The 26567-nt window shown below is 30.5% G+C and carries 16 protein-coding genes; 9 read left to right on the forward strand and 7 right to left on the reverse strand.

Annotated features, from left to right (window positions below; all coding sequences use genetic code 11):
• Positions 1 to 68: 68 nt before the first annotated feature.
• The 7 genes from H2650_RS06485 (at position 69) to H2650_RS06515 (ending at position 7993) form a co-directional block, all read left to right on the forward strand.
• Complete coding sequence (locus H2650_RS06485) at positions 69 to 2213, forward strand: S46 family peptidase (RefSeq protein WP_188049946.1); 2145 nt, start codon at positions 69 to 71, stop codon at positions 2211 to 2213.
• 122 nt (positions 2214 to 2335) lie between these two features.
• The gene (locus H2650_RS06490) at positions 2336 to 3028 is read left to right on the forward strand and encodes a lipopolysaccharide assembly protein LapB (protein ID WP_188049947.1); all 693 of its coding nucleotides are present in this window, start codon (positions 2336 to 2338) and stop codon (positions 3026 to 3028) included.
• 44 nt (positions 3029 to 3072) lie between these two features.
• On the forward strand, positions 3073 to 4431 hold the full coding sequence (gene murC / locus H2650_RS06495; RefSeq protein WP_188049948.1) for a UDP-N-acetylmuramate--L-alanine ligase: 1359 nt from the start codon (positions 3073 to 3075) through the stop codon (positions 4429 to 4431).
• A gap of 33 nt (positions 4432 to 4464) precedes the next feature.
• Entirely contained in the window at positions 4465 to 5160 is a 696-nt protein-coding gene (gene radC, locus H2650_RS06500; RefSeq protein ID WP_188049949.1) for a DNA repair protein RadC, read from the forward strand.
• A gap of 9 nt (positions 5161 to 5169) precedes the next feature.
• On the forward strand, positions 5170 to 5859 hold the full coding sequence (locus H2650_RS06505) for a YjjG family noncanonical pyrimidine nucleotidase (RefSeq protein WP_188049950.1): 690 nt from the start codon (positions 5170 to 5172) through the stop codon (positions 5857 to 5859).
• A gap of 3 nt (positions 5860 to 5862) precedes the next feature.
• A complete protein-coding gene (locus H2650_RS06510) occupies positions 5863 to 6612 on the forward strand; it encodes a hypothetical protein (RefSeq protein ID WP_188049951.1) in 750 nt (249 codons plus the stop codon).
• A 67-nt stretch (positions 6613 to 6679) separates the two neighbouring features.
• Positions 6680 to 7993: an amidohydrolase family protein gene (locus H2650_RS06515; RefSeq protein ID WP_188049952.1), complete on the forward strand. Its 1314-nt coding sequence runs from the start codon at positions 6680 to 6682 to the stop codon at positions 7991 to 7993.
• A gap of 48 nt (positions 7994 to 8041) precedes the next feature.
• Here the strand turns inward: H2650_RS06515 and H2650_RS06520 are convergent, their stop codons facing one another.
• The gene (locus H2650_RS06520) at positions 8042 to 9319 is read right to left on the reverse strand and encodes a replication-associated recombination protein A (RefSeq protein ID WP_188049953.1); all 1278 of its coding nucleotides are present in this window, start codon (positions 9317 to 9319) and stop codon (positions 8042 to 8044) included.
• Positions 9320 to 9602: 283 nt separating this feature from the next.
• Here H2650_RS06520 and H2650_RS06525 point away from each other — a divergent pair, with 283 nt between their 5' ends.
• Positions 9603 to 10379: a rhomboid family intramembrane serine protease gene (locus H2650_RS06525; RefSeq protein WP_188049954.1), complete on the forward strand. Its 777-nt coding sequence runs from the start codon at positions 9603 to 9605 to the stop codon at positions 10377 to 10379.
• Between the two features lie 57 nt (positions 10380 to 10436).
• Here H2650_RS06525 and rlmB read toward each other — a convergent pair whose 3' ends face one another.
• The 5 genes from rlmB to H2650_RS06550 all read right to left on the reverse strand — a co-directional run bounded on the left by rlmB (position 10437) and on the right by H2650_RS06550 (position 21449).
• Positions 10437 to 11171, reverse strand: a complete 735-nt coding sequence (gene rlmB, locus H2650_RS06530) for a 23S rRNA (guanosine(2251)-2'-O)-methyltransferase RlmB (RefSeq protein WP_188049955.1) — start codon at positions 11169 to 11171, stop codon at positions 10437 to 10439.
• A gap of 61 nt (positions 11172 to 11232) precedes the next feature.
• Entirely contained in the window at positions 11233 to 12681 is a 1449-nt protein-coding gene (locus tag H2650_RS06535; RefSeq protein ID WP_188049956.1) for a SusD/RagB family nutrient-binding outer membrane lipoprotein, read from the reverse strand.
• A 9-nt stretch (positions 12682 to 12690) separates the two neighbouring features.
• The gene (locus H2650_RS06540; protein ID WP_188049957.1) at positions 12691 to 15771 is read right to left on the reverse strand and encodes a SusC/RagA family TonB-linked outer membrane protein; all 3081 of its coding nucleotides are present in this window, start codon (positions 15769 to 15771) and stop codon (positions 12691 to 12693) included.
• A 1024-nt stretch (positions 15772 to 16795) separates the two neighbouring features.
• Positions 16796 to 18340 (reverse strand): SusD/RagB family nutrient-binding outer membrane lipoprotein, encoded by a 1545-nt coding sequence (locus H2650_RS06545; RefSeq protein ID WP_188049958.1) that lies wholly within the window; start codon positions 18338 to 18340, stop codon positions 16796 to 16798.
• A 10-nt stretch (positions 18341 to 18350) separates the two neighbouring features.
• Positions 18351 to 21449, reverse strand: a complete 3099-nt coding sequence (locus H2650_RS06550; protein ID WP_188049959.1) for a SusC/RagA family TonB-linked outer membrane protein — start codon at positions 21447 to 21449, stop codon at positions 18351 to 18353.
• A 2905-nt stretch (positions 21450 to 24354) separates the two neighbouring features.
• Between H2650_RS06550 and H2650_RS06555 the strand changes: the two genes are divergently transcribed.
• Positions 24355 to 24534 carry a hypothetical protein gene (locus H2650_RS06555; RefSeq protein WP_188049960.1) on the forward strand — a complete coding sequence of 60 codons (180 nt, stop codon included), beginning with the start codon at positions 24355 to 24357 and terminating at the stop codon, positions 24532 to 24534.
• A gap of 126 nt (positions 24535 to 24660) precedes the next feature.
• Here the strand turns inward: H2650_RS06555 and H2650_RS06560 are convergent, their stop codons facing one another.
• Positions 24661 to 26364: a hypothetical protein gene (locus H2650_RS06560; RefSeq protein ID WP_223151076.1), complete on the reverse strand. Its 1704-nt coding sequence runs from the start codon at positions 26362 to 26364 to the stop codon at positions 24661 to 24663.
• Positions 26365 to 26567: the final 203 nt, after the last annotated feature.

The raw sequence follows: 26567 nt of genomic DNA on the forward strand, positions 1-26567 counted from the left end.
TGTTTGGCAAAGAGAGGTCGAGATTGCGAAAATGATTTATATTCGCACAACAAAAAAATAGTTACATTATGAAAAAAATAATTTTATTCTTTACCATGTGTCTCGTGGCTTTTCCAGCAAAAGCAGATGAAGGAATGTGGTTTTTGATGTTTATCGAAAGATTGAACCATAGAGATATGGAAAAATTGGGTTTACAGCTTACTGCTGAAGAAATTTACAGTATCAATAATCATAGTTTGAAAGATGCTGTAGTACAATTTAATGGTGGTTGTACTGCCGAAATGGTTTCAAAAGAAGGATTAGTTTTAACGAATCACCACTGTGGATATGATGCAATTGCTGAACTATCTTCTGAAGAGCAAAATTATCTAAAAAATGGTTTTTGGGCAAAAGATAAAAGTGCTGAAATGAAACCAAAGTCTTTATTCGTACGTTTCTTTGTTCGTATGGATGATGTTTCCAAAAGAATTTTATCTAAAGTAAATGATAAAATGACAGAAGCAGAAAGAAATAAAGCGATTCAGCAAGAAATGGCTTTAATCGAAAAAGAAAATAGTGATGGAGGAAAATATACCGTTTCTGTTCGTCCTTTCTTTCAAGGAAATGAATATTACTATTTTGTTTATCAAGATTACAAAGATGTTCGTCTAGTTGGAACACCACCAGAAAGTCTAGGTAAATTTGGTGGAGACACTGATAACTGGGAGTGGCCAAGACACACAGCTGATTTCTCTATGTTTAGAGTGTACGCTGATGCTAATGGAAATCCAGCAGAATATTCTAAAAATAATGTGCCATTACAACCTAAACATTATTTACCAGTAAGTATCAAAGGGGTTCAAGAAAATGATTTTGCTATGATTTTAGGTTATCCAGGACGTACCAACCGTTGGATGCCTGCAGGAGGAATTGAGCAAAACGTAAAATTTGCTTATCCAGCATGGGTTGAAGGTGCCAAAACCGGAATGGATAGAATGAAGGTTTACATGGACAAGGATGAAACGGTTAAATTAGAGTATGCATCTAAATATGCTTCGACAGCCAATTACTGGAAAAATCGTCAAGGAATGATTGATGCTTTGACTAAAGCGGGTACAGCTGTTACCAAATCTAAAGAAGAAGCTAAATTTAATGCTTGGGCTAATAAAAAAGCGAATAAAGAGAAATATGGTACTGTGATCGCTACCATTAATAATTATTACGCTCAAACAAATTTAAAATCAAGCCATGATAATTACTTAAGTCAATTAATGAGAACAGCTGCATACGGAGCTGCTCCTGCTAATTTAGGTAATGCTTTGATTTCTTATTATAAGGAAAACGACGCAAAGAAGACTGAAATGCTTCCAAAATTAAATCAGTTTATTGAAAACGTTTATGGTAATTTTTATGCTCCTTTAGAAAAAGATGTATTTGCAGCACAATTGAATTTATATACATCAAAAGGTGCTGCTTACGGACTTCCTGAAGGTATTGCCAAATTAAGTCAAGACAATAAAGGTGATTTTACTGGCTATGTAAATAACGCTGTGGCCAAAAGTATTTTTGCTACTAAAGAAAGTGTTTTGGCTTTTATGAAAGATCCAAAACCAGAAAATATCACAAATGATCCATTATATGTTGTTTCAAATCAGTTATCATTAAAAATGAGAGCTAAAACTCCTGAGCAATTAAAAGCAGATGATGATTTCGCAATTGCATTCCGTAATTTAGTTGAAGGCTTACGTGAATCTAAAATGAATTCAATAAAATATCCGGACGCTAACTCTACTTTGAGATTAACTTACGGAAAAGTGCGTGCTTTGCCTGCAGACAAACGCAATGATGCTACAGTGAACAATTATACTACAATGACTGGAATGGTTAAAAAGTATAAAGCAGGAGACCAAGAATTTGATTTGCCAGCTCGATTATTAGAGTTGAATGCGGCTAAAGATTTTGGACAATATGCTGATAAAGCTGGATATATGCCAGTAAACTTTTTGACTGATAATGATATTACGGGAGGAAATTCAGGTTCACCGGTATTAAACGGTAAAGGGGAATTAGTAGGTATTGCTTTTGATGGAAATATCGAAGCTATGGCTGGTGATGTAATCTTTGATGCAAAATTACAAAGAACTATTAGTGTTGATATTCGTTATGTACTTTGGATAATAGATAAATATGCTGGAGCAAAGCATATTATCGATGAAATGACAATAGTAAAATAAATTTAGTCTAAAATAATAAAAGCCTCTTACCTTGTGTTTAAATCAAGTTAAGAGGCTTTTTTAATATAAAACCTTTTGTGTGTAAAATACATTTCAATTATTAATTTCGTTATTTTTGAACAATGAAACATATATTTTTTTTATTGATACCCTTTCTGATGTGGTCACAATCTAACTTTGAAAAAGCAGAAAAATTTTTTCAGGAGGAAAAATTTGAGCAAGCACAAGCACTTTTTGAGTTGTACCTAAAATCTAATTCGGGAGATTTAAAAACAATAGAATATTTAGGAGATATTGCAGGCCAAAACAAATCATGGGATAAAGCAATAGCATACTATAAAAGATTAAAAGAGTTAAAACCATTAGAAGCCAATTATTATTATAAGTATGGAGGTGCTTTAGGAATGAAAGCTAAAGATTCTAATAAGTTTAAAGCGTTAGGAATGATTGATGAAGTCAAAGAGTCTTTTGAGAAAGCAATTAGTTTAAATCCCAAACATATTGAGTCAAGATGGGCTTTGATCGAATTGTATATTCAGTTACCCGGAATTGTTGGCGGAAGTGAATCAAAAGCCATCAAATATTCAAACGAATTAATGCAACTGTCAACCGTAGATGGTTATTTGTCAAGAGGACACATAGATGAATTTTTTAAAAGATATGAATTAGCAGAAAAACAATACAAAAAAGCGATTGAACTTACGGGTTCTAAAGTAAGTTATTATAAATTAGCTAATCTCTATAAAAATAAAATGAAACAACCAGATAAGGCAAAATCTGTTTTAGAAGTATATAATAAAAAAAATTCGAGATAGTTATCACTCCTCTTAATAATAAAATTTAAATCAAAAAAATTAGAATGCGTACACATTTTATAGCTATTGGCGGAAGTGCCATGCACAATTTAGCATTAGCTCTTCATAATAAAGGATATCAAGTTACGGGTAGTGACGATGCTATTTTTGAACCTTCAAAATCCAGATTAGATAAAAAAGGAATTTTGCCAGCTGAATTAGGTTGGTTTCCTGAAAAAATAACGGCCAATATAGAAGCTGTAATTCTAGGAATGCATGCAAAAGCAGATAATCCTGAATTACTAAAAGCTCAGGAACTTGGATTAAAAATTTATTCCTATCCCGAGTTCTTATACGAACAATCTAAAAATAAAACACGCGTCGTAATTGGTGGTTCTCATGGAAAAACTACAATCACATCAATGATTTTACACGTAATGCATTATCATGATATTGCTGTTGATTATATGGTAGGTGCACAATTAGAAGGTTTTGATACGATGGTGCATCTTACTGAAGAAAATGATTTTATAGTTTTAGAAGGAGATGAATATTTGTCTTCACCAATTGATAGAAGACCAAAATTTCATTTATACCAACCTAACATAGCTTTGATTTCTGGAATTGCCTGGGATCACATCAATGTTTTCCCGACCTATGAGAATTATGTAGAGCAGTTTGAAATTTTTATTAGCAAAATTACTAATGGTGGAATTTTAGTTTACAACGAAGAAGATCCTGAGGTAAAACGTGTGGCAGAAGCGGCAATAAATCCAATTAGGAAAATGGCGTATCATACTCCAAATTATTCAGTTGAAGAAGGTGTCACTTTATTAGAAACACCTGAAGGCGATATGCCAATAGAAGTTTTTGGTGCTCATAATTTAAATAATTTAGCTGGAGCCAAATGGATTTGCCAGAATATGGGCGTCGATGAAGCTGATTTTTATGAAGCAATTGCTAGTTTTAAAGGAGCATCAAAACGCTTAGAAAAAATAGCAGAAAGCAAAACTAAAGTAGCTTATAAAGACTTTGCGCATTCTCCTAGTAAGGTCGCAGCGACCACTAAAGCAGTAAAAGAACAATATCCAAATAGAACCTTAATAGCTTGTTTAGAATTGCACACTTATAGCAGTTTGAATGCTGAGTTTTTAAAGGAATATGAAGGTGCATTAGCATATGCAGATACAGCAGTTGTTTTTTACTCACCAGATGCTGTAAAAATAAAGCAGTTGGATGAAGTGAGTTACGATCAAATTGCTGCTGCTTTTAATCGTAAAGATTTAATAATTTATACTAATCCTGTTGAATTTAAGGAATTTTTATTCAAACAAAATTTTGACAACTCAGCTTTGCTATTAATGAGTTCAGGGAATTATGGAGGCTTAAATTTTGATGAGGTAAAGCAAATAATTGTGAACTAAAAAGGATAAATTGAATTAAAGATAAAAAATACTATGGCTGAAAATTCCTTTTTTCCTATCACCAATTGGTCCGAAGATGACAAGCCACGTGAAAAACTTATGCTGAAAGGTAAAAGTGTTTTAAGTGATGCGGAACTAATTGCGATATTGATCGGATCGGGGAGTAGAAGCGAATCTGCAGTTGATTTAAGTAAGCGAATTTTAGCAAGTGTTGATTGTAATTTAAATGCTTTAGGCAAACTCTCAATTACACAATTAATGGTTTTTAAAGGGATTGGCGAAGCAAAAGCGATATCAATAATCGCAGCTTTAGAATTAGGGAGAAGAAGACGTTCCGAAGAAGCTGTGGAATTAAAAAAAGTAACTTCTAGTAAAGTTATTTTTGAAATAATGCAACCCATTATCGGAGAATTGCCTCATGAAGAGTTTTGGATTATCTATTTGAATAATTCAAATAAGGTAATTTCAAAATCGCAATTAAGTAAAGGCGGAATCACAGGAACATTAGTTGACGTGAGAATTGTTTTTAAAACAGCACTCGAAATGTTTGCAACGGCATTAATTTTATGCCATAATCATCCTTCAGGAACTTTGATTCCTAGTGAGGCTGACAAACAAATTACTAAAAAATTAAAATTAGCAGGTGACAGTTTAGAAATAAAAGTACTTGATCATCTAATAGTAACGGAATCTAGCTATTTTAGTTTTGCAGACGAAGGAATATTTTAAAAATAGAAAATGAAATTACCACACATAACCGATGTTTTTTTTGATTTAGATCATACACTATGGGATTTTGATAAAAATTCAGAGCTGACTTTTGAAGAGATTTTTAACAGAAATCATCCAGAAATAGAAACTAAAGAATTTATCGAAAAATACATTCCAATAAATCAAGAATGCTGGAGACTTTACCAATATGATAAAATTACGCATGAAGAATTGCGTTACAATAGATTAAAAAATTCTTTTGATGCTATAAATTATTCTATTTCTGATCAAGAAATTGATAAGATTTCAGATGATTATATTCAGTTTTTACCAGATAACAACCATCTTTTTGATGGCACAATAGAAGTGTTGGACTACCTCAAGTCAAAATATAATTTGCATATTATAACTAATGGTTTTGCTGAAGTTCAATTTAAAAAAATGAATAATTCTAAAATAACGCCTTATTTCTTAACCGTTACTAATTCAGAAATGGCTGGCGTAAAAAAGCCTAATCCTATTATATTTGATTATGCATTAGATTTAGCAAAAGCAAAAAAAGAAAATAGCATTATGATTGGTGATAGTTTAGAAGCGGATGTAAAAGGTGCTTTAGATGCAGGTTTAGATGCAATCTTTTTTAATGAAAACAACACTATTATTGAGAATCATATCAAGCAAATTAATCATTTATTAGAACTAAAAAAATATTTATAAATTATGAAAAAGTTAATCCTATTATTGCTAATGTTCGCGTTTAGTTTTTCTTATGCGCAATCTGTAAATAATTATAGTGCGGTTATTGTTCCGTTAAAATTTAATTTTTTAAGATCCGAAAATCAATATCGATTGAACACGATTACGAAGTTTTATTTTACCAAAGCAGGTTTTGAATCTTTTTACGCTAAAGAAAGTGTGCCAGCAGAGTATAACGATCGTTGCAGTTTACTATATGCAGATGTAGAAAAGGAAAGTGGTTTTTTAGTAACAAAGCTTTTTATAACGCTCAAAGATTGTAATGATAATGTAATTTTTAAATCTAAAATCGGTAGGAGTAAAGATAAAGATTTTCAAACTGCTTACACACAAGCTCTCAACGAAGCTTTTCAATCGGTTAATGAATTGAATTATAAGTTTAACGGTACTTCTAATAAAACAAAAACAAATGTTAGTCAGGAAATTGTTGCCAACAACGCAACTAATCAGACTATAGTTACTGAAAGTAATCAGACTACTGTGGTACTAAACGATAAAAATTTATTGTATGCACAAGTTACACCAACGGGATATCAATTGATTGATAGTACGCCAAAAGTAGTAATGAAATTAATGAAAACATCACAGCCCAATTCTTTTATTGCAATGAAAGATAATTTACAAGGTTCTTTAATTCTAAAAGATAATCAATGGTTTTTTGAATATTATCAGAATGAAAAACTTGTTTCTGAGAAATTAAATATTAAGTTTTAGACACATTGTTTATATAATTATCTATTTATTTTTGCTAAAGTTTATTTTCATTAAATTCTTGTTCTCCATGAAAAAAATGTTCACTCTTTTATTCGTATTTCAATCAATGTTCTTTCTGGCACAGAATAAAATTAATGAAACCAGGAATTTTATAGTTTCTAATGTTTCTGTTATTTCAATGACGAAAGATGAAGTAGTGAAAAGTCAAGATGTAATTGTACAAAATGGGAAGATAATTTCTATTGGTAAAACGAAGAAAATTAAAGACAAGAATGCTACAATATATGATGGTACAGGAAAATTTATAATGCCTTCACTCGCAGATGCTCATGTTCATTTTCCTGAGACAGAGCCAGAAATGGAAAGAGTTTTGAAATTGAATTTGATTAATGGTGTGACTAAGTTACGTTCTATGCGTGGGGATTGGATACATAAAGAATGGAGAAATAAGTATAATAGCATCGATAGTTATTATCCAAAATTATATCTTTCTCCACCACCTATTACAAGAAATTCTGATTTAAACTTAGAACAGATAGAATCTTTTGTAAAAGCCGCAAAAGAGAATGGATTTGATTTCCTTAAAGTTTTAAGTCTTAAAAATGACGTTTTTTTTAAGCAATTAGATAGTGTTTGTAAAAAGTATAATTTTTCAATTAGTGGTCATTTTCCATTTGTTTCAAATGGAAATCAGCTAGAAGAGAAAACTATTTTTGCGTCAAATTATAATTCTTTTGAACATTTAGGAGGTTTGTCAGGCGAAACTGATGATAAGATTGATGCTAGAATTAATATTATTAAAAATAAAGAAATTGTAATTTGTCCTACTCTTTCTTGGTATAATGTTGGTTCGGGTAGATATTCATTAGAGGAGCTAAGAAACTTACGCGGAATGGAATTTGTTTCAAAAATAATGATGAACAAATGGATTTCAGAGACAAAAGCGTATAGAGAAAAAATGGGCAACGAAGCATATCAGACTGAAGTTGCTAAACAATTAAAATCATTAGAGGCAAAATACATAATTATAAAAAAACTAGATCAAGCAGGCGTAAAAATGATTCTAAGCCCTGATGCTTCCTCAAAGTTTATGATGACTGGATCAACTATTTTAGATGAGATGGAATTACTTAAAAATGCCGATTTATCTAATTTCAGCATTTTAAAGATGGCGACTACTAATTTTGCTAACTTTTTTAAAGAAAATTATGGTACTTTAGAAGTAGGTAAAACTGCAGATTTTATAGTTTTAGAAAAAAATCCACTTCAAGACTTAAACGCATTAAAAGAGATTAAAGCAGTTTACAGTAATAATCATTTTATAAATGAAAATAATTTAAAAGAAATTCGCCAGCAGTTAATTAATTCGGTAGAACTTTAAATTTTCTACTTTTCTTTTTCTTGACTTCTCTTTCCTTTAAATAAAAAATTAATATCCATATTTTTCTTTCCAACGATTTTTTAGAAATTCACGAATACTATTTTCTCTTGAATTATTTCCTGGTATATATATCGGATTGTTGCTAAGCACTTCTGGCAAAAATTCTTGATCTGCAAAATTATTAGTGTAATCATGAGAATATTTATATTCTTCACCATATCCCAATTCCTTCATTAATTTTGTGGGTGCATTGCGCAAATGGATAGGTACTGGCAAATCCCCCGTTTGTTTTACCAACTGCTGAGCAGTTCCAATTGCTAAATACGAAGCATTGCTTTTGGCAGAAGTTGCGAGATACACAGCGCACTGACTTAAAATAATTCTACTTTCAGGATAGCCAATAGTACTAACCGCCTGAAAAGTATTATTGGCCATTATAAATGCTGTAGGATTCGCATTTCCGATGTCCTCACTACTTAGTATCAGCATTCTTCTAGCAATAAATTTTACATCCTCTCCACCTTCAATCATTCTGGCAAGCCAATAAACAGCTCCATTAGGATCGCTTCCGCGGATCGATTTTATAAAAGCAGAAACAATGTCATAATGTTGCTCTCCAGATTTGTCATATAGAACTGTATTTTGTTGTACTAATTCAAAAACTCGATCATTAGTAATTATAATTTCGTCTTCATTAGAAGCGTTTACGACTAGTTCAAAAATATTTAATAGTTTGCGTCCATCACCACCAGAAAGGCGCAGTAAAGCCTCTGTTTCTTTTAAATTAATTTTTTTTGTAGCCAAATAGCTGTCGGTTTTCATGGCACGCTCTAATAAAGATTCTAAATCTTTTTTTGTAAAAGCATTCAAAACATAAACCTGACAGCGGGACAAAAGAGCAGGTATAACTTCAAAGCTTGGGTTTTCTGTTGTTGCGCCTATTAAGGTAATCCAACCTTTTTCTACAGCAGCTAATAAAGAGTCTTGTTGTGATTTGCTAAAACGATGAATTTCATCAATAAAAAGAATAGGATTTCTAGCTGTAAATAATCCACCACTTTGTTTGGCTTTTTCAATAACCTCTCTAATATCCTTAACTCCAGAATTAATAGCACTTAAAATATAAAAAGGTCTTTTTGATTCTTGAGCGATAATTTGAGCCAAAGTTGTTTTACCAGTTCCTGGAGGTCCCCATAAAATTAAAGAGGGTATAATTCCTTTAATAATTTGTTGTGTCAATGAGCCATTTGGACCCACCAAATGAGATTGACTTACATAATCTTGTAATTTTTGAGGTCTTATGCGTTCTGCAAGGGGTGCTTCCATTTATTATTAAATTTTAATTTTTAAATTAAAAATTACCATCGGTAAAAATAACCTTTCTTTTTATTTCTTGGAGCTATTTCCAGCTTTCCGTTGCAATCTTTTCTTTTTTATTGATTGCTTCGTTCCTCGCAATCAACAAAAAGAAAAGGATTTTCTCTGCAATCTGGGCTAAAGTATTTGTTTATAATTGTCTTTTTTGGTTTTAACTATGACAAATTAGCATTTATTTGGCTTTGGCTATATTTTTGAAACCAATTAAATATTGATTGATGATATTTACTAAATGGATAAGGATTTTAAATTTACAAATGCTGTAGTTATATTACCATTAATTTTTGTGGTTGTAATATGGCTTGTTTTTTGGTTAGAAGTCCGCTTTGATTATGATTTTATTCAAAACGGAATTTATCCTAGGACTTTCTCTGGATTGCAAGGTGTTGTTTTTAGCCCTTTTATTCATGCTGATACAGAACATTTATATAACAATTCACTCCCATTACTAGTTCTTTTGGCAGCATTGCAATTTTTTTATCCCAGAAAATCCTTAAAAGTTGTGCTTTTCGGCATTTTGCTTTCAGGGATATTAACGTGGAGCATTGGAAGAGAAAATTATCATATTGGTGCAAGTGGTTTAATATATGTCTTGTTTAGTTTTATTTTTTTCAAAGGTATTCAAACAAAACATATTCGGCTTATTGCTCTTTCACTTACCGTAATTATTGTGTATGGTGGGTTAGTTTGGTATATTTTTCCAACTCCAGATGTACCCGGTGAAAAGTCTATTTCTTGGGAAGGACATTTATCTGGATTACTAGCAGGTTTTATTTTATCTATCATTTATAAAACACCAGAGTATAAAAAGGTACCTAAATACGATTGGGAAAAACCAGATTATAACTCTGAAGAAGATAAATTTATGCAGCGTTTTGATGAAAAGGGCAATTTTGTAAATCTTCCAGTAGTAGAGGATGAGATCATTCTAACTTATTATTTTTCTAACATTCCGGTATCGTATGAAATTACTTCTAACGAAAAAAGTGAATCAAAACCGGAGTCTTAATTCACTTTTAATATTTTATATACTATTTATTGCTTTATGAAAAAGTATAAAATAGGATTATTGTCTTTGTCTTACAGCCTCATATAAAAAAGCACCACATGCTACAGAAACATTCAGCGAACCAATTGTTCCAAACATAGGTAGTTTTGCTTTTTCATCTACGATTTTTAAAACCGATGGATTAACCCCACGATCTTCTGACCCCATAATGATAGCAACAGGTTCATTCAGAGTAATATCGTAAATGTTTTTATCTGTTTTTTCTGTTGCAGCTATAGTTTTAATTCCGCTAGCTTGCAATAAGAAAATGGCGTCTTTAATGTGTTCCACTTTACAAATAGGAATATTAAATACAGCTCCAGCAGATGTTTTTACCGTGTCACCATTAACTGGCGCAGATCCTGCTTTTTGAACGATGATACCATTTACGCCTGTGCATTCAGCGGTACGAATAATGGCGCCAAAATTACGAGCATCAGATATTTGATCTAAAATTAAAAACAATGGTTTTTTTCCGTTTTCAATTACTGATTCAATTAAAGATTCCAAGTCAAAAAAGGAAATAGGAGAGATTGTGGCTACAGCACCTTGATGATTGTTCGGTGTTAGCCTATTAAGTTTTTCAACAGGAACGTAAGAAAAGTTGATGTTACCTCTCTTCATTACTTTCATTAAATCCTTCATTAGTTCGCTGCTTGCTTCCTTTTGAATGTATACTTTGTCTACTGTTGCCCCTGCTTGGATGGCTTCAATTATTGCTCTAATCCCAAATATTTGATGTTCTTTTTCCATGGTGCAAAGATATAAAAAAAACCACCACTTTTTAAAGTGGTGGTTTTGTTATTTAGGGTTTTTATAAATCCCACCAAACCTTATTACTTAACGAGACATAAGGTAATGGAATGCCTGGCCCTGCCTTGAGAGCAGCCGTATTTACATTAATCTCAATTTGAGGATATGATAGTCTTACAGGTATGTTATTACTAGTTCTGTTGTTGACTGAAGGTAATAATACTGGATAGCCAGTCCTTCTCCAATCAACAAAAGATTCATATGCTCCTTGGAACATGGTAATCCATTTTTGCTCCATTATTCTCTGTAGGGTGTTATTGTATGTAACTAAAGGATTTGTTAAATAACTAGATGCAGAAGATCCTAAGCCTAAAGAATTCATATCTTCTGTAATTGCATTTTTATAACTAATTTCAGAATTTATTGCGTCATTAGCTCTAAAATAAATTTCTGCTTTAATAAAGTTTACTTCAGCAGCACTTATTAGTACTACTGGAGAATTTGTTGAAGCATATGCTGATCCGGTTCTAGAAAATAAGTTTTCACCAGAATCATCGTTATCATCACCAGGAATGTTTCCTAAGAATTGACCTGCTAAAGCACCATTATTAACTGGTTTAAAATATACAGGAATTCTAGGATCAGATAAAGATTTCATTTTATTAACAATAGTATTTGCTATTGCGTTATCCTTTCTCCCAGATAAAACATCAAATTGAAAAATTGGATTAGCGTTCGAGGCGCTAATACCAAATACTACTTTTGCATCATTTGTTGAATTAATGATCAAAGTCGGATTCGTTTGTAAATATGCTAAAGCTAGAGTTGGTCTTCTTAAACTTAAATGATTTAATAATCTAAGCTTTAGTGAAGTTCCAAAAGCAGCCCATTTTGCAGCTGAACCATTATATATAACATCAGCTGTTCCAGGATTTGATCCTGAGTTAGTAATTACATTTGCTATACCTTTGTCAACATTTACTAATAAAGCATCATAAATGGCTTCTTGTTTGTCATAGGCTGGATTTATATTACCTGATAATTGTAATGCTTCATTGTAAGGAATGTCTCCAAAAGCATCAGTTAAAACACTAAAACTATATACTTGTAATAATTGGGATATTCCTAAGTATAATTTATCATTGCTCTCTGCTGTATTATTTTCTATAGCTTTTAGATCTGCAAGTACATTGTACATATTTGTCCATAATCCGTCAGTAGAAGCGGGTGTTATATCATAACGTGAATATTCCAGAGGTTGTCCTCTGTGTCCAGCGTAATATTGAACAATATTGGCTGGCATACGTGTTGCTTCACCTCCAATGATGTATCCTAAATTAACTTCAGATGATGTTAGTAATGTTGAATTAGGCACTATCGTTGGTGCGTTAGGGTCGTTATTAATATCTAGCTCACTGGAACATGAGGATATAAATAACATTATTGAAAAAATTCCAACAAAAATATTTTTTGTATGAATTGTTCTGTTAATAAAATTTATTTTTTTCATATTTTTTTTTTAAAATTGAACTTTTAGATTAAATCCAATTGTTCTCGTTGTAGGAAAAGCAAATCTAGAAACACCTTGAGCATTACCAGTTCCAAAAGAACTTGATTCTGGGTCTATGTGAGGTATTTTTGTCCATAACGCCAAGTTACGTCCATAAAAGCTAATGTCTAATGCTTTTATTTTTTTGTCAGTTAGTTTGAAGGTATAGCCTATAGATGCCTCTCTTAGTTTAACCCAATTATTTTCATAAACATACTCTTCATTAGGATATGCATTACCATACCAAACTGCATCTCTTTTAAGCACTACATCATTAGGATTACCTGTTGTTGAATTTACTCCAGGAAATGTATAATCTTGTTCTCTATTTGCAGTTTTTGCTGATACACCATAAAAATCTAATAACTCCTCAGTTCCACTATAAATACTTCCTCCTTGTCTTGTGTCTATTTGTGCAGAAACATATAAATTTTTATATGTAAATGTGTTTGTAATTCCACCGGTCCAATCGGGTTCTACATATCCTAGATTTTTACCGTCTTCAAATAATGGATATCCATCGTCATCCGTTAAAATTTGTCCATTTGAATTGCGCTGATATGCTGAACCTACTATGTTACCGTATCTCTCATCTTTAATAGCGAAAATTGCAGGATTCCCTCCAAATCCTCCTAAGAAAATTTTGTCAACACCTGGATAAGTTGCAACAACTTTAGATTTAATTTTACTAAAATTTACGTTAATGTCCCATCTAAAATCTTTTGTTTGAATTGGTGTTCCGCGTAAAGCTAATTCAATTCCTCTAGAATTTGTTTCACCACTATTAATAATTGTATTTGTTGCGCCTGAAGCTGGTGAAATATCTAATGGTATAATTCCACCAGTATTTACATTTTTAAAAAATGAAGCGTCTAAACCAAGTCTGTTTTTAAACATTTTTAATTCAATACCAACTTCATATTCTGTTGTAAATTCTGGTTTTAAATTAGCATTTGCAATTGTATTGTCAACAGTGTATCCTGGAATTCCATTAAAAGGGAAAGTAATACCATCTGTAAATCCATCAGCAAACTGACCTAGCTGAAATGTTTGTTGTGTCAAATAAACATTTGCATCACGAGCTGTTTTTGATGCACCAACTCTTAATTTTCCATAGTTTAATAAATCCCCTTTTATATCTAATGCTTCTGAAAATATAAATGATGCACTAGCTCCTGGATAAAAGAAACTTCTGTTTTGTTTAGGTAAGGTCGAACTCCACTCGTTACGTCCAACTATATCTAAAAAAAGATAATTGTTGTAACTCAGCGTTAAATTTCCAAATGCACCAATTAAGTTACGTTTGCTTGTTTGATTAAAACCTGGATCAAAAGTTTGGATATTATTTGTGTTTTGTATTCCTGGTAGTACTAATTGAGATCCGGTAATAATATTTTGCCTAAATGTTCTAGTATTAATATCTTGGCCTATTAACAAAGTGGCAGCAAATTTATCTGTAATTTTTGTGTTAAAAGTTGATGTAAGTGTAGATGTTATTTCGTTTCTTGAGATATCATCAAAAGACAGAAAACCTGTAGGAGCACTTCCGCTATTTTTATCTCTAAATATCTTTCTATTATCCACTAAGTTATCATTCCCTAAACGATAGTTTAATTTCATCCAGCTAGCTAATTCATAGCCTAAATTTACACTCATAATGTATCTTTTACTATCGGTGGTTGCTGAGTTTTTATTTACCGTCCATAATGGGTTATCAAAAGATCCACCTCTTGAGTTTATCTGTCTTCCATCAGGTCTTTCGTATCCGTATCCTAAAATATCCCAAGTTATAGGCATGTGATATAATGCAAAAATTGGATTGTTTCCATCTTGACCAGTAAAGGGTAGATCTCCATTTGAAGTATTATAAGAGAAGTTTACACCTGCATTGAATTTATTAGAAAACTTGTAATTCCCATTAAATCTAGCATTAATCTTGTTAAATCCTTGATTCGGGATAATAGATGTCTGTCTAGAATTTCCTAATGAAGCAAACATGCTGTATTTATCCGAAGAATTAGATAACGATATGTTATTATTGTTTGTAAATCCCGTATTTAAAAAGTCTTTTCTAGGATCAAAAGCTTTTAGTTTGATTGCCTGTGGTCCTAAGCCCCTGGCTGCACCTGCACCCGCACTATTTACTGTTTGTCCAGTGATTCTTGGTCCGAAAGAGCGAGATCCTCCCTCTGCATACGTAACACCATTATTACCTTGTGCAAATTCTCTTTGATAATCTGGGAGAATTAAAGCTTCATCAGCCGCAAATTGGCTAGTAAATTCTATCACGGGTACGCCACTATTGTTTTTACCTGATTTAGTAGTTATTAAGATAACTCCGTTTGAGCCTCTATTTCCATATAGTACTGCACCTGCAGAACCTTTAAGTACAGTGACAGATTCAATATCGTTTGGATTAATATCTGAAGCTCTATTAGGACTTGCGAAACCTTCAACTGTATTTCCATTACCGTCATTTGAATTAGATATTGGTACACCATCGATCACGTAAAGTGGTTCGTTTGAATTAGTAAGTGATTTATTTCCACCTCTAATTACTAATCTACTTGCTTGCCCAGGTGCTCCACCTGAAGCGATTACTTGTAAGCCTGCAACTTTTCCACCTAGGGCGTTTACAAAATTCTGATTTCCACCTTTGATTATTTCATCAGTATTAACTACTGAAGTTGAGTACCCTAATGCTCTTTCTTGTTTTTTAATGCCAAGGGCAGTAACTACAACTCCTTCTAATTGAACTGAATCATCTTTCAATCTAATGTTGATTATACTTGTACTAGCAACTATTTCTTGAGATTTCATCCCAATGTAGCTAAATAGCAAAGTTTGGTTTGGTGATGCTTTGATAGAGAACTTTCCATCAAAATCAGTTTGTGTTCCAGATTTGGTTCCCTTAATCAATACACTAACACCTGGTAAAGGCATACCTGAATTGTCGGAAACAGTCCCAGAAACAGCTCTTTCTTGCGCAAAGGTTAGTTGCGCGATTAGCACTAATAGTAGTACTAAGAATCCATTGAACTTTAGTTTCATTTTATAAAATTTTGAATTAGTCTAACAAATTTCTTAAAAAATTGTTAACTTTCCTACAATTATTTCTATTATTTGTGTTAAAATTAAATTGTAGTCTGTTATGTAAATTTTAATAACTTTTTTCAGCCTACAATTTTTAATCAAATTATATATTGTTTTTATGCATAATTTATTTAAAATTTAATTTTAATTTTTTTTACGCATTAATGTGAAGAATTTTACTGGAATTAATCTAGCATTTTCATGGTGATTATCTATCATCTTTTGAATATATTTATATAGAAATTTTAATAATGTTATTGTTATTTTAACATTATTACATTCATCAAACTGCTAAGCTTACTCAATTCTATTAGTAATTTTATTTGGAAAAATATTAAAATTACTTTTTTGTTAATTATTAATTCATTGATAAACGCAGGGAATATTTAACAACAAAATCATTTTTTTTTTTAGCTGCAGATTGCTTAAATTATATTTAATAAAGAAAGCAATAGTATAGTGTAATTACTCAATTTCTTTTATAATTATGAGTGATTTCTTAATTAGCTCACTTTTGTCTATTGTTTTAATCGATTCATTTCTTTAAAAAAAAAATATCAAAGAAATTGATGATTAGGTTTAATTTTAATAATCCACTTATTATAATTAACGCTAATTAATTTCTTAATAATTTATAGAAATAGTATTCGTATCTTTAAAAACAAATATTATAATTTTTGTTCTTTTTTAAAATTTTCTTATCGGGATTAAATAAATCTTTTTATTTTTTTTGACTTTATAAATAATTTTGTTTGCAATTGGATAAAGTAATTATTCTAATTATTGCTCAACAAAAATAACTTAGTAATTCTTTTTAACTTCTTTTTTTTTATATTGAATTAATCTTAAAGTTTATTATTTTTCAATTCCATTTATACAAAGACACTTAATTTTTTTGTATAAGTTTTAAAATTACTACATTATTAAATAAAAAAAGGCTGCCTTTTAGAGCAGCCTTTTTAAATATTAGAAATGGTATTAATTATGGTACGTACCAGAAAGGACCTTGAGTTGTTATTTGAGCAGATGTCAAAATAGGCACATTTGCAGAATTTGCATTATACTCTGACAATGGATAGATTAATCTTTTAGGCCTGGTTGGCTGTAAATTAAACCCATTTATAGATCCAGGTATTACTGGGTATCCAGTACGGGTGTAATTAATATAATTCTCAACACCATGAATACCACTCAATGCAATCCACTTTTGAGTAAGAATAACTTGTACCTTGTCAGTTGATGCTGACCAACCAAAATTAGCTTTACTGTCAATGTCAGTAAGATACGTTCCAATTGTAGCTCCTAAGTAAGTGAATGATGCTTGTACTCCTTCATTAAATAAAGTTTGTGCTGTTCCAATTAAATAACCTCTTTGAACAGCTTCTGCTTGAAGAAATTTACTTTCAGATAATAGCATTAAAACCCCTGCTTTTGAAGATGCTGCTACGTTTGCTGCAGCTGCGTTTGCTCCTGCATAACCTGTTAAACCCGCTCCGAATCTTGAAGTAGGATTTGTAGAGTTGTTTTGTCCAGGTACTGGTTTTTGTCCTTGATCAGTTCCTACAACTTTACCGCCAACTTGAGTCCAGATTCTAGCTCTCCTTGGGTCAATAACACCTGCGGTAGGGCCTCCTGCTTCGCCATTCAAAACGTCAGCAAAAAATTTAGAAGACGTAAATAATGTGTTAGTTGTGTTTGTGGTTGAACCAGCTGCGTCTCTTCCAAAATTCCCATAAAACGGATTTTGTTTTGCATCATTAGCAGCAGAGTATCCAGGATTGATTAAAACATCTGCATTTACAAAATTATTTAAAGTTTTTAGATCTGCATATTTTGTGTTTAAATAAGCTAAAGTAGTTGCATCAGTTAATTTACTTTGTCTTAAAAGTATTCTAAGCTCTATTGTATTGGCTAATTTTAACCATTTTGACATATCTCCTGCAAAAACGACATCGGTAGTTGCTCCTATTGCTGTTGGAGAAGCATTCTGAATAAGAGTTCTAGCTTCTTCCAATTCTCTAATCAAATCCTTATATATTAGTGCATCGTCAGAGTAAATAGGAGTTAAATTATTTTGTCCTTTAAATGCATCGAAATAAGGGCAGTCACCATACAAATCAACAATATACTGCATGTAGTGAGCTTTCATTATTTTGGAGATTGCAATGTAATTTTGTTGATCTGCCAAAGGAGTTTCAATGATTTTTTGGAAGTTATTTATACTTCTATACAAACCATCCCATACTGCTGCGTATGTACCATTACTGAAGTTATATGAGTATTCTACTTGTAAAGGATTTGTAAATTGATATATATTTCCTCCCCATGCATTTGTCATAATGCTTCCAAGCTGATTCATGTTAATTGCTTGTGTTCTAAAAGCCTGGGTTTGAGCACCAGGCAAAATTAGTCTTGGCGGAATAGCATCTGCCAATGGACTATTAACGTTATCATTGTCTGCTAAATAATCACTACATGATGTTAGTGAAAGTGTTAAAACAGCAATTAATAAAAATATTTTTTTCATGTTATTTTAATTAAAAAGTTAAGTTGATGCTTCCACCAAAAGTTCTTGTATTTGGATATTGTCCTGTTCCTGAGTATCCAATTCCATTTCCATTATTTGCAGTACTGTCTGAAGCTTCTGGGTCTGTATAGCCTTTATTACCGTCTGCTAAAACTGTAAAAGGATTTCTAGCATTTATACCGAATCTAAGTGCAGTTAATCCCATTCTTTCAATAATAGAAGTCGGCATAGAATAGCTTAAAGATAATTCTCTAACTTTAAATGCAGTTGCATCAATAACATTATGCTCACCTGTTCTACTTGCTGTAGCATAATAATCAATAATTCCATTTGGATCATAACCTGCTGCTGTGTAAACAGAATTATTTGGAACATATACACCTGATCCTGGAGCCGTCTGAATAACAGAATTTGGTAAAATGAATCCTACTTCTCTGTCGAAATCAGCAGATTCTACTAATCTTCCCGGCCATGTTAAATCATATTTTGTTCCAGATATAATTTGATGTCCTGTTCTATAATCCATAACAGCTGTTAATGTGATTCCTTTAAATTCGATAGAGTTTGTTAAACCCAAAATGTAATCGGGAGTTGCTTTTCCTAAAATTGAATTAGAAGAAGATCTTGTAGGAAGACCAAATTGGTTTACTATAATACCTCCATTTGCATCTCTAACAAATGTTGACCCTTTGATTAATGGAAATTCTTGACCAACTTGTGCAAAAACTCCAGTTCCTGTATTTGCATCAGATAAAAGATTGATTTCATTTGCTCCTGCAGCTAATGAATTAATTACTGATTTATTAGTAGAGTAGCTTGCTCTTAATTTCCAAGAGAAATTTTCTGTTTTAATTGGTATTAATCCTAAATCTATTTCTAAACCTTTTGTAGTCATGTCTCCAATGTTAGACTGAGAAGTTGCAAGACCTGAAGCTGATGATGCTGTAGCAGAAGTGATTAAATCTTTAGTTTCAGAAATATAAGCAGAACCATCAATTGTTATTCTGTTATTAAATAATCCGATATTTAAGTTTAACTCTTTTGTTGTTACAAATTCAGGTTTTATATTTTTATCTGTAGGTCTTTGATTAACAATATATGATCCTAATTGACCATAAGGAAATCCTGTTGGGAAAACCCCTATTTCAGATATTGCATAAGGTTGAATAGAAGATGAATTTCCTACTTTTACAATATTAGCTGAAAGTTTTAAATAATTAAGAGTTTCACTTTTTAATCCTTCAAATGCTAAAGTAGGAACAAATGATATACCCGCACTTGGATAGAAAAAATTATTATTTTCTTTAGATAATACAGACGTCCAATCGTTACGGCCTGTAAGATTTAAAAATAAATAATCTCTATATGCTAAATCTACGTTTGCTAATACAGATGCACGATTTGATTTTTGTGATCTATTGTCTAGAGATGATGGACTTGATGGACTCAAAACATTGTTAATATGATACCATCCTGGGATGTCAAGATTTTGACCGCCTTGAGAAGTTATTCTATAATTACGATCCTGCATATTACTACCAACGTTTGCTTTTAAGCTTAAATCTTCTGTAAGATTGTAATTAAAATTTACTAATAAATCTCCATAATAAGTTCTTAAATAAGATTGATTAGAGAAAAACTCAGAAGTTTGATTTCTATTGGCGCCAGCACCGGCTAAAGCTGGAGTTTCTCTGTATTGATTAATGTGAGATTGTGCATCTCTAGCAGTGAACTGTAAGTTTCCAGTATAGGTAATACTGATATTTTTATTTAAATCATATTTTAATGCTGCAATTGTATTAATAAATGATCTTCTAGAGTCGCTCCTGTTATTGTCTATTGTCCAAAATGGATTTTTGAAATAAATAGTATAGTTACCTTCATTCCCTGAATTTTTAAATAAATTTAAATCTATGTTTCCAGGAGTTTGAATTAAGTCATTAAGCAAAGTTGAAGAAGTTTCGCTACTTTTTTGATGAGAATAGTTTACGCTTCCGTCAATGCTTAATCTATTAATTTTTTTACCTGCTTTAAATAAAAAGCTATTTCTTTCTAGTTTGTCTCCGTTAACAACGAAATCTGTTTTTACCTTATTTGCAGAAATTAATGCGTAAGAATCTGTTGAACCTGCATTTATTGAAAAACCATTTTGCGAAGTTATACCTGTCTGGTAAAAATCTTTAATGTTGTTTTTTATGGCTGAATATGGTCTTTCGAATCTATTACCATCTGCTTGAGGTAATCCTGTTGGTCTTAATACACCATCATAAGGTAATCCCCATGATCCATTTTCCTGTTGATCTTGAACTCCATCCCAACCTTGTCCATATTTTTGTTGTGTTTTTGGCAAGAAAGCTACTGTTTCAAAATCAACTGCTGAATTTACATTTACTGTAATTCTTCCTTTTTCTTTTCCTTTGACAGTAGTAACTAAAATTACACCGTTAACACCTTGTTCTCCATAAAGTGCAGCACCCTGCATACCTTTTATTACATTAACGCTTTCAATTAACTCAGGAGGTAATTGTTGTAAAGCTGCAGATGTAGATATAGCATTGTCAATAACAATTAACGCTTCGTTATTTCCTGTAATTGATCTAGAGCCTCTCAAAACTATTCTAGTTGTACCGTTTACTCCGCTACTAGATTTGTTTATTTGAAGACCAGAAACTTTACCAACTAAAGACTGTACAACGTTTGGATTTGCTGCTTGTGTAAGCTCTTTGCTAGATACAATTTGTGTGGCAGATGTTAGTGCGTTTTTACTTCTTTTAATACCTAACACACCAATTACTACAACACCTTCTAATTGTACTGAATCATCTTTTAGCTTAGCATTAACTATTGATGATGTTGCAGGTAATTCCTGCGTTTTCATGCCAATATATGTAAATATTAACATTTGGTTTGGAGATACTTTGATGGAATATGTTCCGTCAAAATCAGTTTGTGTCCCATTTTTAGTTCCTTTTACTAATACACTTGCGCCTGGTAATGGCATTCCTGCATTATCGGAAACTGTTCCTGAAACAACTCTTTCTTGGCCAAAAGTAATTTGTGCCGCTAGTACTAATAATAGTACTAAGAATCCATTGAACTTAAGTTTCATTTTTTAAAATTTTGAATTAGTTTAACAAACATCTTAATAATTTGTTAACTTTCCTATAACATTTCATTTTTTCTGTAATTAAATTATGTTAAATATTTTTATTGTAAGAATATTTTGAACAAATCGTAATAAAAAGAGTGTAAATTACATTTATTGTTGGTTTTTTATATTTAGTGGAAGGTAACATGTTATCTGTAATTTTTACAAGTAAATATAAATGATTCTGAAATTGGTTAAAAACCTTAATTTTAGAGTCTTGAATTTTAAAAATACCTAATATCTATTTCATGTTTTAATAAAATTTGATTTAGAATTTTATATGTTATTAGTTCATTGAACTTTGATTCTACTGCCATTTTAATGTAGGAAGGAGATTTTAAATAACTGCTATTGAATTAGCAATTAATCCTAGTGGCTTAATATATGTCAATTGATGGTGTGGTTAAGTTTTTAAAAAAAAGTAGAAAATATGTTTATAGTAAATTTAATCGATCGTTGTCATTATAATGAAATCCGAATTAAACTATTTCAATTAATAAAAATAATATAACTTTTTTATGGCTGATTTTCAGATTTTTATAATTGTTTTATTAGTCATTTAAAGATTTAAAAAAAATAAGGTAAAATAATATTAAAATGTCTAGAAATAATTTTGAAATTGCTCCATAAAACGTTTTAAGTTTTACACGATGTGTGATTATATGGGTACAATTTAAAATGGATTTGTTCAGGTTTAAAAGTATTCTATTCTATCAAAATCGTAAAAGGTAATTTTCGCATTGTTCAAACACTTAAAGATTTGAAATTCCAAATCTTTGATAGTTTATTGCTTGTGGATAGAGGTTATCTTCTATTAAGAAATTAATTAGATTTATTATGAAAGCTAATATAGTTTTGGAAATTTTAATGAGAATAAATGAAAAAGACCTTGAACAGTAACCTTATATTTTAGAAAATCACGAAAAATACTTGAAAAATGTTTTCTCTATTATTTGAACTTTACAGAATTATAAATATTTACTTTAAGGTTTTTGATGTATTTAAAGTTACAATTTCATTAAAAACAACTACTCTAAATATGATCTGTTAATATGAATAAATTTATATTAACAGATCATTGAATAATATCAAAATTCTAATTAATTATACTCAACAATTAGATTAATGTTAAATTTAATTAATACCAAAACCGAATCAAAATTTCCTGATGTGGTTTAATATTAAATTAATAATTATGTTAGAATTTATCCCAAAATAATCTTTTGATAAATTGTCACCGCCATTTACAATTGATAAAGACGTGTAATTTTCTAAATTTAATGACTGTTCAACTACTGGATAAATATATCTCACATCAACAGTTAAGAATAAATTATTACTAGATTTTGCAGAGGTATTTAATTTGGAAAATCCAATCTTTAATATAAATTTCATGCTTAAACTCTCTATTTTACATATCAAACTAAGCTTGTGTTCCTATTTTTTCTTGCTTTATAGTATTAGGGTTTGTATAAATTAGTTTTGACAATAATAAGTGTGTTGTAGCATCTGTTCCCAAACCTCAATAATTATAAGACGCTGTTATTCATGCGTCATAATAGATATTGTAACAGTTAAACTACCAGATATTATGTCTCTTTCTTCACCTTCACCCAAAAGAACTGTAGTTCAGTAAAATATAATTATGTAATAATATAAACTGTACTATGGAGGATATTTGCTATTTACGAGCTACCTTTAAATCATTGTTTTTTTTGCTTGTTTGATTAAGAGGTTAAAAGTTTTAGCTACAGCTTGTGTAATTGTTTAAGATGTTCTGTCTTTTAGGAAAATAATGTATGTAAATCTTTTTTTTTTTTCTTTCTACCATCATAGCTATGGCGATTTTGTGTCCAAGACCTACAATTTGGTCAGCTTCTCAATGAATTAGTTGTTTTCTGTCCTCTATGTTTGGCCTCATTTCAATATTAACACCATCTTTAATTCTCGATCTTTTAAAACCAGATCTCTTTTTGTTTCTTTTTTAGAATAGCTGTAGGGTGTTGTTTTAATTAACTTCCGTCCTAATCTTGATAGTCTATGCTTTTAAATATGTTTATAAATTGCTTCATAATAAATAGATATTACAGGACCATTTGGATGTAAATCTTTGATGCTTTTATCAATTTGTTCTGGTTAGTGATTTTTGAGCAATCCTCTCCATACAAATACGTTCAACCTAAAATAGGTGTCTATTTTTATCGAGTTTTCTTTTTTTTAAATACTCATATTTAGTAAAAAAAATCTGAAAAGTGTACTTGAGATACATCAGAGGGTTTATGAATCCATTTTTTGACTTCTCTGTATATTGAACTTCTATTTCTATCTAATTGCCTGGATATGCATTAAATTGATCTCATTTGAGAGAGTAAAGTCTCTATAATAGTACGCTCGGTAAAGATTAATCTATCTCGCTTCTTTTCCAGATACAACAAATTTAAAAAATAAAACTGTTGCATTAAGTTGTTGAATTTATGATTACTATAATCATAATTTTAACACATTTCTTGGCTTTGAGAAACTTTGGTTGAATTAATTATTCCTCATAGGTATTAAGTTAATTACAATTAACATTTGATTATCACTTATAAGATTCTAACTCATCTTGATGCTACATTTGTAGGCAGATTAAGATTTTTTTCCTAACGCTCACACCAGCTGCTTATCCTGAAAAATCATTTAGAAAAATAGGTCCAAATATTCTAGTGGATATATTAAATCCTTTTAATTTTTAATTTGTACATCCAAGTGCTTTTTTGTCTTTTTTAATCCCCATTTTTATAATAACAATTCCTTATAATTCAACTCAGTCGTGTTTCAGTTTAACTTTAATGATACAAGTGAGTGAATTTAATTTTAAGTTTTAATGTCAATAGAACTAAATATCAATATTTTACTTTCCGTTGCTTTAATAAAATATTTTTTATCAAAATCACTTTCATTTCCAGATTTAATTCGTCTTACTAATAGACTTACAACTAGAAAGTGCATCTCTGCATTATTCGAAAAAATACTTCAAAGAATTCCTGAAACAATTCTGACCTAAGCAAAGATTTGTTATGCAATCAGCAATAAGAATTCTACTAAAAATCAATTGAAATTTAATTTCTAAATATTTTTTGGTTAGTTTAATGAAATTTTAAACGCTTCTAATTTTTTTAGTTACTTATTACTAAAATTTAACATTATAACTAATGTGTAAAATTGTGTTGTAAGTTTCGAATTTATTCTTGGTATTGTTGCCGTTTGCAACTGCTATTTTAAACAATCCATTTTTTGTGTTTATACCAATTCCTGCTCCTAAACCTATTAAATTTTCGGTGTAAATTGAATTTGAAAATTCTAATTTATTCTTTAAAATACTGTAGTCTAGTATGCTATGAATATAAAGGTTAGGTGTTATTAAATAACGATATTCAGTTGTTATTGTAGAATAATAGTAGGCATTGAGACTATTCTCGGGAAAACCTCTTATGCTGTTTAATCCACCAAAACGAAATAATTCATTTGCGAGATAGCGTTTACTTTGCATATAATAATTTTGTGTTTTTAATTCTATGGCGCTTTTATTGTTTAATAGTATGTTATGTTTAATGTTTAAATTAATGATAAATTGTTGATTGGTAGTATTATTTGTCAAATTTTTGATTTCTCTTGATCCTAATGCAAGAGATGTCCCTATCTGGGTTTTTATTGGGAAAGCGGTATTGGGATTGTTGAATTTAGTAAACTCAAAGCTTGAAGTGATGAATGAGTTGTTGAAATCGCTTATTAAATTTGATTCCAAATTTTGAATGTTACTCGATTCAGTTGTGTGATAACCTATGTATATTCTCGAGCCGTAATTTATAAAATAGCTTAAGTCGATTGCTATATTTGTGTTTTGAAATGTCGAATCTTGTCTGAAAATATTTAGTTGCGTTTTTATGCCTACTGGACTTTTGAAAAGATAGGGAATTTCAAGGCTTCCTTTAAATGACTTTTGGTTATTTCCGTCGCTTTTCCAATAGACAGAAAGTTCTTCTCCTGAGCCTAAAATATTATCTAATTTTAAATCTAGATAGCCATTTAAAGTAATCTTTTTATTTTCATTATTAGAAAAACCTAGAAATCCATCAAAATTATTCGATTTTCTTTTTTCTAAATACACATAGATAGTAGTGCTGTCTTGGGTGAATAGGATTTCTGGATATTTTACTTGATTTACAAAACTGAATTTATTAAAATCATCATTAATTTTTTCAACTGTCTTTTGATTGAAAATTGTATTTTGGTATTTCTTATTTATTTGTTTTAAATGTCCTTTTGGGAATTTAGTCGTTTCTTCTTCAGCATATCGCATTGTGATAGTGTTTAAATTTCTTTTTTGCGCTGTTTCTAATTTTAAATCTGCATATAAAGTATTTTGGTTCCTTTCTATATTGATCAATTTTAATTTTGCTAATGCGTATCCTATTTTTTCAAGTTTTTGTGAAGTTTCTTTTAAAAAAAAATCTATTTCATTGTAGGGTAATTGTATTTTGTTGTTTTTAATGCTTGATGAAATAATGGAGGCGAGTAAACTGTCTGTGTCAAGATTAATAGTTAAAAATTTTATTTTTTCACCCAAGATAAATTCCGATATATAAATAGAGTCGTTTATTAGTTTTGCATCATCTGTGATATTGTCGATGTATCCTAATTTTGTTAGTTTAAGTGAGAAAGCCTTTATTTCGTCAGTTAATGATTTTATGTTTTTATGCTTGGTATTAAAGATTAAAGAGTCGATTGTTTTATTTTCTAAATTATTTTTTCCTTTAATTTTTAAATAAAAATTCTGCGCAGAAGTGTTCCAGCAAATAGTGAAAAAGAAAATAAAAAATAAAAATGATTTCAAAATGATTAGTTTTTTTAATAAATGTAATGCAAATATCTATTGTTTCTAATGTAAATCAAACTTCAAAATGATTCTTTAGGAATTGAGACTGTACTAGTAATTTTAAAACTCAATTATTAAAGGTGTTTCTTTATATTATTCAGGGACAAATTATTAGTTGAATAAAAATTTAATGAATTAGCGTTTGTGGAGTAAAAAATATT

The organism is Flavobacterium sp. GP15 (assembly GCF_014281985.1).
GTDB lineage: Bacteria > Bacteroidota > Bacteroidia > Flavobacteriales > Flavobacteriaceae > Flavobacterium > Flavobacterium pygoscelis.